We start from the raw sequence: 14627 nt of genomic DNA on the forward strand, positions 1-14627 counted from the left end.
TCTCTTCGGGCGCGCCATTTGTAAGTTTTTGCACGATGCAGTGTGATCTCGTCGCCGTCGACTTTACGAACCCCGCCAAATCGTCCTCGCGTTGCGAATTGCGGAGACAGCGCGTCTCGCGAGATCAAGCCTTGGATCGCCGAACTCGGCTTGCCTGCCCCGCACGCGCTCACGCAGCGCTCGATTAATGCGTGTCTGATACCCTTCAAGTCTGATTGATCCTTGGCCATCAACGCGGCCGCCCGGGTGACGGATGATCTCGAATTGTCACGCGTGCGTTCGCTGCGTACCATTCTTGATGGACCAACACGTCGATTTTTCGATTATCCACCAAACGCTGTCCATCTTGCTGGGGGGTTGCCATGTCGTCGATCGGTACTGCATTGCTCAACAGCCTTCGTTCCGTCGAGCGTCCGGGCGACTTTTGCGTCGGCGGAATTCGGGAGATATTCATGCCGGCGATCGATGTCGACGGCGTCGGCAGGATCGCCTTTCCGATCCTGCCCGTCCAGGCCGAGCGGCTCGTCGCAATCGCCGAGGCGGCCCCGCATGGGCGCGGCAAGGAGACGGTGGTCGATCGCGAAGTCCGGAGAACTTGGCAGGTCGATTCCGCCAAGGTTCGGATCGGAGGGCGCCACTGGGAAAAGACTCTGGCCGGACTCGTCACCGACATAGCCCTCGGGCTCGGTGTGAGCGATCCGGTCGCGGCCGACTTCTATAAGCTTCTTGTCTATGATACCGGCAGCTTCTTTGTCGACCACCGCGATACCGAGAAGATCCCCGGTATGTTCGCGACGATGGTGCTCGTGCTGCCCTCGACCCATAGCGGCGGCGAATTGGTCGTTAAGCATCTCGACCGCGAAGTGGTGCTCGACCTGCGTCCGGACGAGCCGTCGGAGATCGGCTTCGCTGCCTTCTATGCCGACTGCGTGCATGAAGTGCGTCCTGTTAAGACGGGATGTCGCCTGGCCCTCGTCTACAATCTGCATTTCGTCGGCAAAGGGCGCGCGCTGAAGGCGCCCGATTATCGCGCGGAGCACGGGCGGGTGGTGGAGTTGCTGCGGAGCTGGGCGAGCGCGGAGGACGAGCCTGACAAGTTGATCCTGCCCTTGCAGCATGCCTATACGCCGGCCGAGCTGTCGTTCAATGCACTCAAGGGTGCCGATGCGGGCCTGGCGTCGGTGCTGGTCAAAGCAGGCGCAGAGGCGGATTGCGATATCCACCTCGCCCTTGTGTCGATCGAAGAGAGCGGCAGCGCCGAACATACCGGCTACTACGGCCGTCGCCGCTGGAGTCGCGACGAGGAGGAAGACGAGGAATTCGAGGTTGCCGAGGTCATCGACCGGACGCTCGTCTTGTCGGAGTGGCGGCGTCCGGATGGCGGCGAGGCGGGGATCGGCGTTTTTCCATTCGCCGAGGACGAGCTGTGCCCACCCGACGCCTTTGAGGATTTGACGCCGGACGAACAGCATTTTCACGAGGCGACGGGAAACGAAGGCGCGTCCTTCGAGCGCACCTATAGCCGTGCCGGCTTCGTGTTGTGGCCGAGCGCGCGAAGGCTCGCGGTGCTGAATCAGGCCGGCCTCGGCACGACGCTGCCGTATCTCGAAGATCTGACGGCGCGCTGGGAGTCGAGCGCCACATCGATTCAGTCACCGCTGTGGCGTGAGGCCGATGAGCTTTCACGGCACATGCTGGGCTCCTGGTCCTGCTCGCCCCGGCGGAAGAACGACGACTCCGAAGCCGGCCGGCTGCTCGATCTGCAGATCCGGCTGGGGAACGTGGAGCGCATCGATGCGTTTCTCGCCGGGCTGTCCGCGGAAGGCCATTACGCCGCGCCCGACAACGGGGCGATCGTGCGCGCCGCCGCCCTTCTTCCGGCCGCGCGTGCAACGGAGCTGCTGGTCCGGATTGTCCGGCGTAACGCAACGGCCCATCTCAGCGCCTGCGGCGACCTGTTGCGACGCTGCGGCGCGGCGCCGACGGGTGCGACGGGCGACCTGGAGCAGATCGGTGCAGCCATGATCGATGCCTTGCCGGGCGACCCGGCGAAGCGGGAGCAGGTCGATACTTGGACTCGGCCAGCGCAGGTGAAGGCCGGCTTCGTCGTCGATCTTCTGACGGCGACGAGCCGGATCAATGCGGGGCTCGCGGCGCGTGCGATCGAGCACCTGCTGGCCTGGCCGCAGACGTACAAGCCGGACGATGTGCTGGTCCCCGCCGCTCTCGCGATTGCCCAGCTTGTGGAGGACAAGGCTTGGCCGGCGGTGGGACGGCTCCGCGAGGCGTCTCTCGACCACCTGCGCAGGCGCATCGCCCTGCCGCTGGACGCGCCACGGGATTGGACCAGGACCAACCCACTCAAATGTACCTGTGGCGACTGCCGTGGACTGGGCGCGTTCCTGGTTGCGCCGGATCAAAAGCAATGGCGCCTGAAGGCGGTCCAGGATCGGAGGACCCACGTCGAGCAAAACGCCCGGAGCGCGGCATGCGACCTTGACCTGACGACCGAAAGACGCGGCAGCCCCCACACGCTGGTCGCCACCAAGAACCAGGCCAGCTACGAACGGCGCGCGAAGCAGCGCCGGCAGGATCTGGAGCATGCGTCGGCGCTGGGCGGGTGAACAAAGAGTTCGATCACAGATGAGCCAGAAGAATCGAGTCCCACTTGCTGATCGTGTCGTCAAGGCCGCCGAAGCGGCACTTGCCGCCCGGCACTTTGTGAGCGCCATCGACATCTTCGTCGGGATTGAAAACGAGCCGCAGCCGCGTCAAACGGCTGCGCGGACTGCTCCGTCCACAATACCGGCTTCGTGTCGGTGAGGTTCGGGTATTCCATGATGTTTCCGGCGCGACCGTCGAGGTTTTGGCGATCGTGGCCAAATCGGAGGCCGAGGAATGGCTCGCACAGTTCGCAGATCCGGAATGAAGGAGGTCCCGCTGTCCGAAATCAAGGACGATCTGTCTCGCTTCCTTCGGGATGCGGAGACACTGGAGATCGTCATCACGCGTCACGGCAAACCGGCGGGCGTGCCGATCGGTTTCGAGTCGGAAGAGGATTGGTTCGAATACCGTCTTGAGAATGACCCGCGATTTCTCCGCCGTATCGAACAGGCACGCACGATATCGTTGCCGGGCGTCGGAAAATACCATATGGAGCCGCCGACAGCCGCACGTCAATCTTGCGTCGCCTGGACCAGAAGCATCGCTAATCGGCGAGCCCCAAGACAAACGCCAAGGCAATTCCGAGCCGGGCCATGTCCTGGTTGCCGAGACGCCCGATCTTCTGCCCGATTCGTTCGCGTCTCATGGTGACCGGCTTGTCGGCCATCACCTGCGATTTGAACCGCAATCCATTTTCAGGCTTGGGCCCGGGCGGGGCTTGCCATAGTCACCGGCCGCGGCAATGGTCACCAGATCACCGCGTCGCATCTGCGTCAAACTCGGAGACCGACTCGATCCATTTCAGCGCGTCGCGCTCGCGATCCAGGTCGAGGCCGGCGACCTGCTTCGCCACCCGTCGCCGCACCGCCCGCGAGCGGGGATCGGCAACGACGAGACGCAACTCGCGCAGCCCCCGCGCGCGCCGCCGCTGCCGCATCATCTTCATCCTTTCGGCTGGCGCCGCCATTGGATTTCTCCATCCGTAACGCGTTACAATGTAACGCGTTACAAACCGGAAGGCAAGGGTCAGGAATCGCGGCCCCGGTGGCAAGCCTTGCCGAAGGTTCGGATGCCCCATCATGGCGCCACAGCGAACAAGTATCGCCCATCTTCATCGGCCGTGGCGCCATTCATGGTGTTGTTATTGGTTGGCTGAACAATTCGTCATTCGGCCCTCGCCATCCATCACCCAACCAACCGTCACGCCCGCGCACGTTCGCCGCGCGATGCTGCCGCCGCGCGATGAAATCGTCCTTCTCGATGTGCGGCACGAGGCAGCCCCGTGCCACGGGGCATCCTCTGTTTGCCGCCGCGCCGACATAATTGCGCCCGAAGCCGACACGAGACTGGCCCGCAAGGATATTCTTGTTGGACCCAGATTTGCGAGCGCAACCCTTGTGCAGGTAGCGAACGTAACGCCGCCCGGATATGACTTCTACCTCGTGTACCGGAGCAGCCATCCGAAGCCTGGCCCACAAGCGCTCTTGACCGTATATCCTCGGTTGCCTCGGGCAGGGCGGTCCAATAGCATGCAATTCCGGTCCCCCGCGATGCTGGCAAAGCGATAGGTTGTGCGATGAGGGTTTTGCCCTGGAAGCCGCCGCCGAATTCTGGACAAATGCTCGGCCGCCGTCGAACTTTGCGGGTCGGCATCGCTGCCCTTGCATTCCTGGCTTGCCGGGCACCGGATGCAAGAAGTGCCGATTCAGCCGGCAATGTCGAGGATATCAAGGGCGAGGCATTCGCCGACGCCAACGGACGGCGCCGCGCCCTTGACCGCGCATCCCCGCTCTATGTCGGAGATCGCGTCGCCACCGGATGGGCGGCTCGGCTGACGATGCATCTGGGCAAGGATACGACGGTCCGGCTTGGAGAGCAGGTGCAATTGGTGATCGATCAATTTCTGCTTGCGACGGGCGGCGAAATATCGCTGATGTCGGGTCCGATGCTTTTTGACCGGCCAGGCGGCAGTCCCAGAGTCCCGATCAAAATACGAAGTCCCTACGCCGTGATCGCCGTTCGCGGGACACGGTTCTTCGCGGGTCCGAGCAACGGTGTTTTTGGCGTATTCGTCGAACACGGCACGGTTGCCGTTTCGGCGGGCGGCGGCAATGTAACTTTGCGGGCCGGACAGGGGACCGACATCGCAAGCCCAGGCTCGACGCCGACGGCACCCGTGAATTGGGGCAAAGCGCGCATCAGCGCCGCCCTCGCCAGCGTGCAATGACAGCTCTTTCGAGGAGTGTTGCAAGGTTTCCAGCGAGGCGACATCGGGACCGCGCGATCGGCCGGACGCTCGATCGCATCTTCCGCGATCCGATCAGGCCTGCCGAAATCGCCCATGCCTAGGCCGTTGGGAAGAAGCCGCTCGGCTCTGCTTGGCGGCGGCCTGGTATTGCTGACGTTTGTCGCGATGATATCGGTGATGCCGGGGGAATGGCAGGGTATTGTCCGGGAGACTGCATTCGACATGGTCCTGGCCGCCGATCGGCGAATCAGGCACCCGGTTCCCGACGGCGTTCCCCTGGCCGTTATAGATATCGATCGCCGCTCGCTCGAAGCGCTGGGGCCATGGCCATGGCCGCGCGACAGGATGGCCACGCTGGTGGAGGCCGTTTCGGCCGGGCAGCCGAAGGTAATTGCAATCGATATATTGTTTGCGGAAGCCGATATGCGATCGCCGGCCGCGCTTGCGCGGCAGCTCGGCAGTCTCACGGGAAATCCCGAGATCACATCTCTCGCGGGCGTTCTGCCGGATGGTGACAAACGGCTTTCCAGCGCGATCAGGAGTCGTCCCGTCGCGCTCGGATTTGTCCTCGACTCCAGCCAACTGACCGCGGTGCCAGGGGTACCGGTGCTGTCGCGCGGCCCGATCCTGTTCGACGACATCTGGCAAATGCCTGCCGCCATCGCTCCATTGTCCCCGGTCATCGAAGCGGCGGCGGGGTTGGGTGTCCTTTCGCTGCCGGGCGATGCCGACGGAAAGGTTCGTCGTGTTCCACTGTTTGTGGGAGTGGGAGACACATTGCGCCCCGGCCTGGCGCTTGAGGCGGTCAGGCTGCTGCACCAGGCATCGAGCTATATCGTTGAATCGCAACCACCGCGCCTGTTGCTGAGTGATCTGAAGATTCCGCTGTCCCGTGACGGCTTGCTGCGTTTGGCCCCTGTCGATATCAGCGAACATGAGGCGCGCACGATCTCGGCCATCGACATCATCAGGGATGGTTCAACGCGCAGCAGGCTCGCAGGTGCTGTCGCGTTTGTCGGCGGTTCGGCTCCCGAACTCGGGGGATTGCGCGAAACGCCGGGTGATCCGCTGGTGGCTTCGGTTCAGCTTCAGGCTGATGCGATGAAACAAATTGTGGCGCAGCAGGTACCGCGACACGTTCCGTTTCCGGCGGAACTCGCGTTGACGCTCGTTATCGGTGTCATCGGCCTCGTCGCGGCAGTTCTGTTTCCGCCGATCTTCGGCGTGTCGCTTGTGACAGTCGCCATTGGCGCGACCTGGCTTGGAGCGGTGCTGCTCTCCGTTGCTTCGGATCGTCTGGTCGACCCGTTGATACCATCGCTCGGTGCCTTTGCCGCATTTGCAACGACATCGGTGGGTTCCTATGCGGTGGTAAGCCGGCGCGAAGCCCGGATCCGCAGCCGGTTCGAGCAGCATCTTTCCCCGGAGGTCGTTCGCCGGATCGCCGAAGAACCCGGCATACTCAAACTGCGTGGCGAGAGACGCGAGGTGACAGCCCTGTTCACGGATATCGAGGACTTTACCGCCATGACCCATCGCGCCGAACCGGAGCAACTGGTCGCTGTCCTCGACGGCTATATCGAGGGTGTGGCGACCACCGTGATGGCGCACGGCGGAATGGTCGAGAAGATCGTCGGTGATTCCGTTCATGCATTATTCAATGCCCCGGTCGACCTCGCCGATCATCCGCGTCGAGCCGTCGACTGCGCTATCGAAATCCGCAACTGGGTCAAGACCTATCGAACGCGTCCGGAGGCGGTGGATATCGGCCTTGGCCGAACCCGGATCGGCATCGAAACCGGACCTGCGATCGTCGGAGACATCGGGATCAGGTCGAAGCTCGACTATACCGCCCACGGCGACGCCATCAACTCCGCCGCGCGTCTCGAAGCACTGAACAAGCAGTTTGGTTCGACAATCTGTGTTGGACCGATGGCGGCGTCGCGTTGCGAAGCTTCGCTTTTCCGACCCCTTGGTGTTGTCGTTCTGCGCGGGCTCGATGCGCCCGTGGCGGTCTTCGAGCCCTGGCCTTCCGAAACTTCAGTCAACTGGCGCGAGCGCTATCTGGCGGCTCACCAGGCGATGGAAGCCAGGCCCGCGGAGGCGGTCCTTATTCTTCAGTCGCTGGTCGCCGATTGTCCTCTGGATCCGGTCGTTCAACTCCGGCTGAGCCGGCTAACTGGCACGCATAACACTTGACGATTGTGAGGGGGTTCACACCTATTTGCCGGATTATGCGGCTTCTTAGCGGCATCGCCAGCCGTGCAAGGGCAGCCACAATTCTCACCCGGACCGGCCATCCATGAACCCACCGACCGTCACGCCCTCGCAAGTCCGCTGCGCGCTGCTGCTGCGCGATGAAATCGCCCTTCTCGATTTGCGGCACGAGGCCGCCTATGCCACCGGCCATCCGCTGTTTGCCGCCAGCATGGCGGCCGACAGGATCGCGCTCGAAGCCGCGGCCAGGTTGCCCCGCAAGGATGTGCCTGTCGTCGTCTACGACGCCGGCGAAGGCCTTGTTTCCGGGGCGGCGGATCGACTGAGGGCATTGGGGTACACGGACGTTCGCCAGCTCGACGGCGGGCTGCAGGCCTGGCGGATGGCGGGCTATGAACTGTTCCAGGACGTGAATTCCTACGCCAAAGCTTTTGGCGAACTGGTCGAGTCCCGCCGGCACACGCCCTCGCTGCCCGCGGAAGAAGTCGCAGCGCTGATTGCGAGCAGGGCCAATATCGCCATCCTCGATGTCAGGCGGTTCGACGAATATGCGACCATGAACATCCCCGGCTCCGTCAGCGTGCCCGGCGCGGAACTGGTGCTGCGCGCCGGCCGCGCCGCGCCGGATCGAGAGACGACCATCATCGTGAATTGCGCCGGCCGCACCCGCTCGATCATCGGCACCCAGTCGCTGATCAATGCCGGTGTCGCCAACAAGGTGCGGGCGCTGCGAAACGGGACGATCGGCTGGACGCTCGCAGGGCAGGATCTCGAGCATGGCGCCGACCGGCGCGGCGGCATCGGCCTGTTCGAGGGCGCGCAAACCAATGCCCGCGAGGTGGCCTATCGCGCCGGTGTCCGGCACGTCGGCGTGGCGGAAGCGACGGCGCTCGAGGGGCAGCGTAACCGCACGCTCTATCGCTTCGACGTTCGCGCGAGCGAGGATTACGCGGCCGGTCACATCGAAGGCTTTCGCCACTATCCGGGAGGGCAGCTGGTCCAGGAGATCGACATGGCGGCACCGGTGCGCGGGGCGCGCATCCTGCTGACCGACAATATGGGCGTCCGCGCCGACATGACCGCGTCCTGGCTCGCGCAAATGGGGTGGGAGACCTATGTGCTCGATGGCGGCTATGACCGCGCGCTTGAAATCGGGCCGCCGGAGGTTTTGCCAAAGCCCGATCCGTTACACCGCTACCGCCGTCCCTACGAGGGCACCGACGTCGATCCCGGCGCGATGCAGGCCTATCTCGATTGGGAATACGGCCTCGTCGAACAGCTCCGGCGCGACGCAACCCATGGGTTCTTCGTGATTTGAGGGTGTGATTTGAGGCCGGACAGGCGATGGCGGTGGTTGGGCGACAATATCGTAGCCTCCCGGCCCTGGCAGGGCGTCGACCTGGCGCAAAATAGCCGGGGGTATTTCGAGGCGGGAAACGCTGGCTGTGATGCCATACAGCGATTGTATCTCGACCATGGCTCGTAAAAGCGAAATTGGCGCCTATCTGTAGATCATCAATGAAGCACTTGAGAGCGTGTCAGCGAGGTTGACCCAATGATTGACAGATATCCGTTGAGCTTCCTTCGCCGCATTGAACGGCAGTGGGTTGAACGAATTCAGTCGCTAGGACAAATCCGCGGTCAAATTGTTGTGGCGACCGGGCGAACGTTGCAGCGCGTCTTCAACGATGGTGGTTCGTTGATTCCAATCCCGGTCAGAACGGTCGTGGACCGACGGCGACTTGACCAGTGTCGATCACGTGATTGATTTTCCAAATCATAGTCGTTCATATGACCAAACGCGGCGCGCCGTGCGATTTTGGGGGCACGATAGTGCAATAGAGGCATCATTTTTTATCAACGAAGATGCATTGAGGCGGATTCAACCAGATGCCCGCCCCGATGAGTCGGGCTTTCTGAGAGCCTTTGATTCTAACCGCGATTTGATATGTGCCGCCGCTGCCAAGGTCTATGTTCGCGGAAGCAGAGGTTCTTATGATCTGGTTGCCGCAAATTTTTGAAACATTGCGTGCGGGTCAAGAACAGATCCGTTATCGATGAAAATCTTTATCGGCTGACTGTATGTACCTCTTGTCCGATACTGGACGAACGACCACCGGCAGGCACAATAAAACACTTCTTTTGGCGACGGTCGCTGCTCTCGCATTCGCCGCGCCTTCTTTTGCGGCTGAACCGGCCAAGAATGTCGGTCAAGCGCCGCCATCAGCCGCAGCTCCGCGACCATGAAATATCAAATCGTTGAGGCTCAGCCTGTTGCTGGCGGCAGCATGAAGGTTGTCGGTGCCGCTCACTCGACAAAGGCTTCAGCAGAAGCGGCTTTGAAGGTGGACAAGACTTGCGCCAAGCAGTTGAGTGACGGCGCCAGTACCGGGGCGGGTCTATCGGTTCGACTTGGAATTCCGAAACTACTGACCCGCCCCGCGCCGGCAACACTGGTTGTTCGATGGATGGAACGCTAGGCACCGACGCTTTTGATCAATATCGGCGGCATCGCCGTGAGCCGCGCGGCTACAGCCAATTAATTCCCGCCAGTGGCAGCACCCGTTGAAGGATCGCCGCCAGGCAGAGCAGCCCCACCAACAATTTGAGAAGGCTTGCCAAGCGTGATTCACTGACAAACTTATCAATGGCCCAAAAACAAATTGCGCCGACGACGCAAATAATCAAAATCCCGATTAAGAGTGAAAGCATGGAAACCCCCTGTACTGCTGCGGCAACGACACTCGTGCGACACTCCGGATGAAAAGGAAGATCAGCTTTGACTTATGCGCAGGCCGCAGCTTCGCGGTGTCTCTAAGAGGTAAATGAAGTCTGTCCAGTTGGTGCGCATTCATGTTGAGCTAGATCAATTGCATGGAACCCTTTCGGGACCAATACGACCGCTCCGCTGCAAGTGGCGGTGCTGCTCGAAAAACATGTGGAGAATTTGTCATGAACAAATCGTCCCGAACTATCCTTCTTGCATTAATGGTCGCCGCGACGCCGTGCCTCGTCGCGCCTGTCGTCGCAGCGCCAATGACATCCCCCCTGATGCTGCGAAACGCCGTGGTGCCGTCGGTGGAGACCGTGCGATACCGCCATCGCCATGGCGGCGCAGCCGTCGGCCTCGGCATCGCAGGCGCACTGATCGGCGGGGCGATTATTGGCGCAACGCAGCAGCCCTACGGCTATTATGGCTACCCGTCCGGCTATTACGGTCCGGCCTACGTCGTTCCGGCTCCCTACATTGGTGGCGACGCAGTTGCTTATTGTGTGCAACGCTTCAGGTCCTATGACCCGTATTCCGGCACTTATGTCGGTTACGACGGCCTGCGACATCCATGCCCGTGATGATGGTAACCTAAGTCTCGGCCCGTCTGACGAGGCGCGGACTGACTGGTCAATATTGCTTAGCCACGAAAATTGCACTGAATCTGATGGTGCACTCGACGGGCTTGGCTGCTTCAACTGCTATGTTCGGTTTTGGACACCGCCTGTTCGGCGATCATTACGCCGCACGACGTCCACCTTGCTCATGAGCACCGAGTGGCATGGGAAGCTTCATCGCGATTTTGATCAGGATTTCTGGGCCGCGTCTCGAAATCACAGAGCCGACTGTAGTCAACTCAACCCGAAACTTCCAACGAACCACGTCTTCACGACATGCGTCAGGATGACATAGCTTGGAAGAATAAGACAAAGCGCAATCCAGTAGGTCGGGGGCAGCGGGATGAAACCCAAAACGCTGGCGAGCCAGGAGTATGGGAGGGTTATTCCGATCGCGGCAATGATGAGGGTTGTCGTGATGAGCGCTGTGCTGGCCCGACTTTGGAAAAACGGAACCTTCGCCGTGCGAATAATGTGGATGATCAAGGTTTGGGTAAGCAGGGATTCGACGAACCAGCCAGTCTGGAACAATGCCGGGTTATTCCACGCATTGAAGACGTATAGCATCGTAAAATAAGTGACATAATCGAAGATCGAGCTGATTGGACCGATGAACAACACGAATTTTGTGATATTGCCAATGTCCCATCGCCGCGGCACCGCCAGAAACTCCGCATCGACGTTGTCGGTCGGGATCGCGGTCTGCGAGAAGTCGTAGAGCAGATTGTTGGTGAGCACCTGAATCGCCGTCATCGGCAGAAACGGCAGAAAGATACTGGCTCCGAGCACGCTGAACATGTTGCCAAAATTGGAGCTCGCGCCCATCTTGATATACTTGGTGATGTTGCCGAACACCTTTCGGCCCTCGATGACACCTTCGCCGAGCACCGCCAAGCTCTTCTCGAGTAATATGATATCCGCGGACTCCTTGGCGATATCGACGGCACTGTCCACGGATATGCCGACGTCCGCGGTCTTCAGCGCCGGTCCGTCATTGATGCCATCCCCCAGGAAGCCGACGACGTGCCCCTTGCGGTGAAGGGCATCGATAATGGCCGCCTTTTGCGACGGCGACACCTTGGCGAACACCGTCGCGGTCTCCGCCAGGTTCGCCAACTCTTCCGGCGACAGCGCCGCCATCTCGCTGCCGAGAACGATGCGGTCCACTGGCAGGCCGACATCGTGGCAAATCTTGCGCGTAACAATGTCGTTGTCGCCAGTGAGGATATTCACCTTTACGCCGCTGACCTTCAATGCGGCAATCGCGGGGGCGCATGTCTCCTTCGGAGGGTCAAGGAACGCGATGTAACCGAGCAACGTGAGATCGGCCTCGTCAGCGACAGAGTATGTCGCCTGAGTTGGTGGCATCTCCTTGGTGGCGACGGCAATTACCCGAAATCCATCCGCATTGAGCTTGGCTGTGGTCTCGATCGCCGAAGCGAGATGGCTCTCATCGAGCGGACCAGTCACGTCGCCGATCGTGTAATGCCTGCACACCGCGAAGACTTCCTCGACAGCGCCCTTACAAATGAGGACATGAACCCCGTCGTCGCGCCCGAGAACGACGGACATCCGTCGCCTCTCGAAGTCGAACGGTATTTCGTCGATCTCCTTGAACCGCTCCCGAACCTTCAGGCCTCCTTCGAGATCGCCATGCTTCAGAACCGCAACGTCGAGCAGGTTCTTGAGCCCGGACTGGTAGAAACTATTCAGATAGGCGTACTCGAGCACACTGTCCGAATCGGCGCCCCTGATATCAAGGTGGCGCTTGAGGATAATCAGGTCCTGAGTGAGTGTGCCGGTCTTGTCCGTGCACAACACGTCCATGGCCCCGAAGTTCTGGATTGCATTGAGACGCTTAACAATGACCTTCTTTCGGGACATTGCCATTGCGCCCTTTGCCAGATTGACCGTCACGATCATCGGCAGCATCTCAGGCGTTAGACCTACCGCTACCGCTACCGCAAACAAAAGCGCTTCGAGCCAATTGCCCTTGGTCAAGCCATTGATCACGAACACAAGAGGCGCCATTACCAGGATGAACCCGAGCATCAACCAGGTAAAACGAGTGATGCCCTTGTCGAAGCTCGTGAGTTCCCGCGTCTCTGCGATTGCAGTGGCCACGATGCCGAAAGCAGTTCGCGGTCCGGTCAGCACCACGACGCCGCAGCCGATGCCGCTGACGACCGCGCTGCCCATAAAGCAGATATTGGGGAGGTCAAATGGCGTCTCGGCCGTGCCTTCATGGGCCGCGGCGAATTTCTCAAGTGGCATTGCCTCGCCAGTGAGGGTTGACTGGTTGATGAAGAGATCCTTGGCTGAAATCAGCCTGAGGTCGGCGGGGATCATGTCTCCAGCCGACAGCAGAACGATGTCGCCGGGCACAAGTTGGTCGATCGGAATATCGACCTGGTCGGCATCTCCTTGTCGGCGCACAGAAGTGGTTATCGAAACCATCTTTTGCAATTCGTCGGCAGCCTTATTCGAACGATGTTCCTGAATGAAGCCTAGCGTGATGCTCAAGACCACCATGATCGCGATCATGATCGCGGCACGCTGATCGCCGAGGAAATAGGATGCCGCCGCCAGCGATAGCAGAAGAATATTCAACGGATTGATCGAGCGCGCAGCAAGCTCGCCGAGAACCGTATAGCGCGCTTGGCGAGCCACCCGATTGGGCCCAACTGAGCGGAGCTGCTCCTCGACCTGACCAGGCGCGAGGCCCGCCGCCGTACTGGACAACCGTTGCAATGCCTCGTCAGGCGAAAGGCGAGCGACTTCGGCCAGGGCTTCTCCGCTCGCGATCGATCCTTCGGGTACGCTTGGCGGCTGCCGCCGCACAGGGGCTACGGCAGGCGTTACCGTTATCGGACCCGGCTTGTTCAAGCAAACGTCTCCTTGCAGCGACGGGAGATCCGGCTAGATCAATGAAAAGAGTCACCGGCACGAGTAAGCGTGCCTTCTTCTGAGTATTTCTGAGTATATTGAGCCGGTGTTCACTGCGACAAAGCTGCGATTGATGAAGCCGCCGCATCTCGCCGCTCCGGTATTTGCAGGAAACAGGCCGGCTTAGCCAACGAACCACTTCAAAGGATATCGGCTGAGGAAGTGCGAACTTTGATAAGGATCAAGGACTACTCGCGCGCACACCGGCAGAAAGTGAACGGTCTCAGAGTCAAGCCCTTCCGTGGCTGTCATTGATCTAAGTCAACGACGCGCCAAAAACAAATCCGTCGTGGCAGGAACCATTGTCGGTCGACTCTATTCGTTCTTCGTCCGATGTCGGACGCACAACAATTGGTGAACAATGAAGTGACGGTGCGAGTACCGGGGCGGGTCCGTTGGTTCGCCCAGAGCTGCGGAACAACAACCGCTTTATAGCAGTCTCGACGATCAGCAAAAGCGCCGCTTTGCCGACGCACTTTTTCGCAAGGATCGTGATCGCCACTCCTATTGAGCAACGAAATTGAATTGCGAACTGCCCTTCCGGCTGCTCGCGACTGGAAGATTCCAATGAACCACGACTCTGGAGGGTCCAATGCGTAAACTACTTTGGGTTGGCGCGGCTGCTGTGGCGCTCGCAATGAGCTCGAGTAGCGGGAATGCCATGTCAGTCAACATCGGCGCCGGACTGAAACCCGCGCTCGATGCCACCGACCTGGTACAAAAAACGGCGGTCTTCATTGTCGAAGGCTACCGCTATTGCTTCTATTTCAATGGCTGGCACGGACCCGGCTGGTATCGCTGCGGCTTTGCCTGGCGGCGCAACCTCGGCTGGGGCGGCGAATATGGCTGGCAGAGCTGGAGCTACGGACCGGCCGAGCGGCGTTACCGCCACGGCGGAAGGGATCGCGGAACGATCGAAGGCCCGGGCAAGAACGTCGAGGGCGGTCCCACCATTCGCCGCAGCCCGCCGGTAGCGGGACCGAGAGGCGGCGCAGAAATCAACACTGGCGGCCAGATGCAGAAGAATGTTGCGCCTGTCGGCGGTAGCCGGATGCAGAAGAACACTGCGCCCGCCGGCGCCAACCAGGGTGGCGGCGAAGGCCGCGGTCAGGGCGGCGGCGAAGGCCGCAGTCAGGGCGGCGGCGAAGGCCGCGGTCAGGGTGGC

The 14627-nt window shown here is 60.9% G+C and carries 14 protein-coding genes and 1 pseudogene; 9 read left to right on the forward strand and 6 right to left on the reverse strand.

Going from position 1 to position 14627, the window contains the following annotated elements:
• On the reverse strand, positions 1-230 hold a 230-nt coding region (locus WCE35_RS23955), incomplete at its 3' end, for a hypothetical protein (protein WP_424595790.1).
• A 132-nt stretch (positions 231-362) separates the two neighbouring features.
• Between WCE35_RS23955 and WCE35_RS23960 the strand changes: the two genes are divergently transcribed.
• Positions 363-2624 carry a 2OG-Fe(II) oxygenase gene (locus WCE35_RS23960; protein ID WP_424595791.1) on the forward strand — a complete coding sequence of 754 codons (2262 nt, stop codon included), beginning with the start codon at positions 363-365 and terminating at the stop codon, positions 2622-2624.
• A gap of 13 nt (positions 2625-2637) precedes the next feature.
• Here WCE35_RS23960 and WCE35_RS23965 read toward each other — a convergent pair whose 3' ends face one another.
• Entirely contained in the window at positions 2638-2883 is a 246-nt protein-coding gene (locus WCE35_RS23965; RefSeq protein WP_424595792.1) for a hypothetical protein, read from the reverse strand.
• A 42-nt stretch (positions 2884-2925) separates the two neighbouring features.
• Between WCE35_RS23965 and WCE35_RS23970 the strand changes: the two are divergent.
• Positions 2926-2991, forward strand: a pseudogene (locus WCE35_RS23970) (prevent-host-death protein); the annotation flags it as partial.
• Between the two features lie 217 nt (positions 2992-3208).
• Here WCE35_RS23970 and WCE35_RS23975 read toward each other — a convergent pair.
• Entirely contained in the window at positions 3209-3352 is a 144-nt protein-coding gene (locus tag WCE35_RS23975; protein ID WP_424595793.1) for a type II toxin-antitoxin system PemK/MazF family toxin, read from the reverse strand.
• 66 nt (positions 3353-3418) lie between these two features.
• Positions 3419-3631: a hypothetical protein gene (locus WCE35_RS23980; protein WP_424595794.1), complete on the reverse strand. Its 213-nt coding sequence runs from the start codon at positions 3629-3631 to the stop codon at positions 3419-3421.
• A gap of 870 nt (positions 3632-4501) precedes the next feature.
• Here WCE35_RS23980 and WCE35_RS23985 point away from each other — a divergent pair.
• The 5 genes from WCE35_RS23985 to WCE35_RS24005 all read left to right on the forward strand — a co-directional run bounded on the left by WCE35_RS23985 (position 4502) and on the right by WCE35_RS24005 (position 9609).
• Positions 4502-4891, forward strand: a complete 390-nt coding sequence (locus WCE35_RS23985; protein WP_424595803.1) for a FecR domain-containing protein — start codon at positions 4502-4504, stop codon at positions 4889-4891.
• A gap of 168 nt (positions 4892-5059) precedes the next feature.
• Entirely contained in the window at positions 5060-7111 is a 2052-nt protein-coding gene (locus WCE35_RS23990) for a CHASE2 domain-containing protein (protein WP_424595795.1), read from the forward strand.
• Positions 7112-7214: 103 nt separating this feature from the next.
• Entirely contained in the window at positions 7215-8447 is a 1233-nt protein-coding gene (locus tag WCE35_RS23995; RefSeq protein ID WP_424595796.1) for a rhodanese-like domain-containing protein, read from the forward strand.
• A 424-nt stretch (positions 8448-8871) separates the two neighbouring features.
• Positions 8872-9150 (forward strand): DUF1488 domain-containing protein, encoded by a 279-nt coding sequence (locus WCE35_RS24000; protein WP_424595797.1) that lies wholly within the window; start codon positions 8872-8874, stop codon positions 9148-9150.
• A gap of 222 nt (positions 9151-9372) precedes the next feature.
• The gene (locus tag WCE35_RS24005; RefSeq protein ID WP_424595798.1) at positions 9373-9609 is read left to right on the forward strand and encodes a hypothetical protein; all 237 of its coding nucleotides are present in this window, start codon (positions 9373-9375) and stop codon (positions 9607-9609) included.
• Between the two features lie 49 nt (positions 9610-9658).
• Here WCE35_RS24005 and WCE35_RS24010 read toward each other — a convergent pair whose 3' ends face one another.
• Positions 9659-9841 (reverse strand): hypothetical protein, encoded by a 183-nt coding sequence (locus tag WCE35_RS24010; protein WP_424595799.1) that lies wholly within the window; start codon positions 9839-9841, stop codon positions 9659-9661.
• Between the two features lie 240 nt (positions 9842-10081).
• Between WCE35_RS24010 and WCE35_RS24015 the strand changes: the two genes are divergently transcribed.
• Positions 10082-10480 (forward strand): BA14K family protein, encoded by a 399-nt coding sequence (locus tag WCE35_RS24015; protein ID WP_424595800.1) that lies wholly within the window; start codon positions 10082-10084, stop codon positions 10478-10480.
• 270 nt (positions 10481-10750) lie between these two features.
• On the opposite strand, the gene mgtA is transcribed toward WCE35_RS24015, so the two are convergent.
• Positions 10751-13402, reverse strand: a complete 2652-nt coding sequence (gene mgtA / locus WCE35_RS24020; protein WP_424595801.1) for a magnesium-translocating P-type ATPase — start codon at positions 13400-13402, stop codon at positions 10751-10753.
• 721 nt (positions 13403-14123) lie between these two features.
• Here mgtA and WCE35_RS24025 point away from each other — a divergent pair.
• Positions 14124-14627: hypothetical protein (locus WCE35_RS24025; RefSeq protein ID WP_424595802.1), on the forward strand; the 504-nt coding region annotated here is incomplete at its 3' end.

Source organism: Bradyrhizobium sp., from assembly GCF_049691595.1.
Classification (GTDB): Bacteria; Pseudomonadota; Alphaproteobacteria; order Rhizobiales; family Xanthobacteraceae; genus Bradyrhizobium.

Coding starts and splice junctions, on each gene's coding strand:
- WCE35_RS24005 (WP_424595798.1), top strand. CDS start 9,373: ATGAAATATCAAATCGTTGAGGCTCAGCCTGTTGCTGGCGGCAGCATG.
- WCE35_RS23995 (WP_424595796.1), top strand. CDS start 7,215: ATGAACCCACCGACCGTCACGCCCTCGCAAGTCCGCTGCGCGCTGCTG.
- WCE35_RS24015 (WP_424595800.1), top strand. CDS start 10,082: ATGAACAAATCGTCCCGAACTATCCTTCTTGCATTAATGGTCGCCGCG.
- WCE35_RS23980 (WP_424595794.1), bottom strand. CDS start 3,631: ATGGCGGCGCCAGCCGAAAGGATGAAGATGATGCGGCAGCGGCGGCGC.
- WCE35_RS24010 (WP_424595799.1), bottom strand. CDS start 9,841: ATGCTTTCACTCTTAATCGGGATTTTGATTATTTGCGTCGTCGGCGCA.
- WCE35_RS23960 (WP_424595791.1), top strand. CDS start 363: ATGTCGTCGATCGGTACTGCATTGCTCAACAGCCTTCGTTCCGTCGAG.
- WCE35_RS23985 (WP_424595803.1), top strand. CDS start 4,502: ATGCATCTGGGCAAGGATACGACGGTCCGGCTTGGAGAGCAGGTGCAA.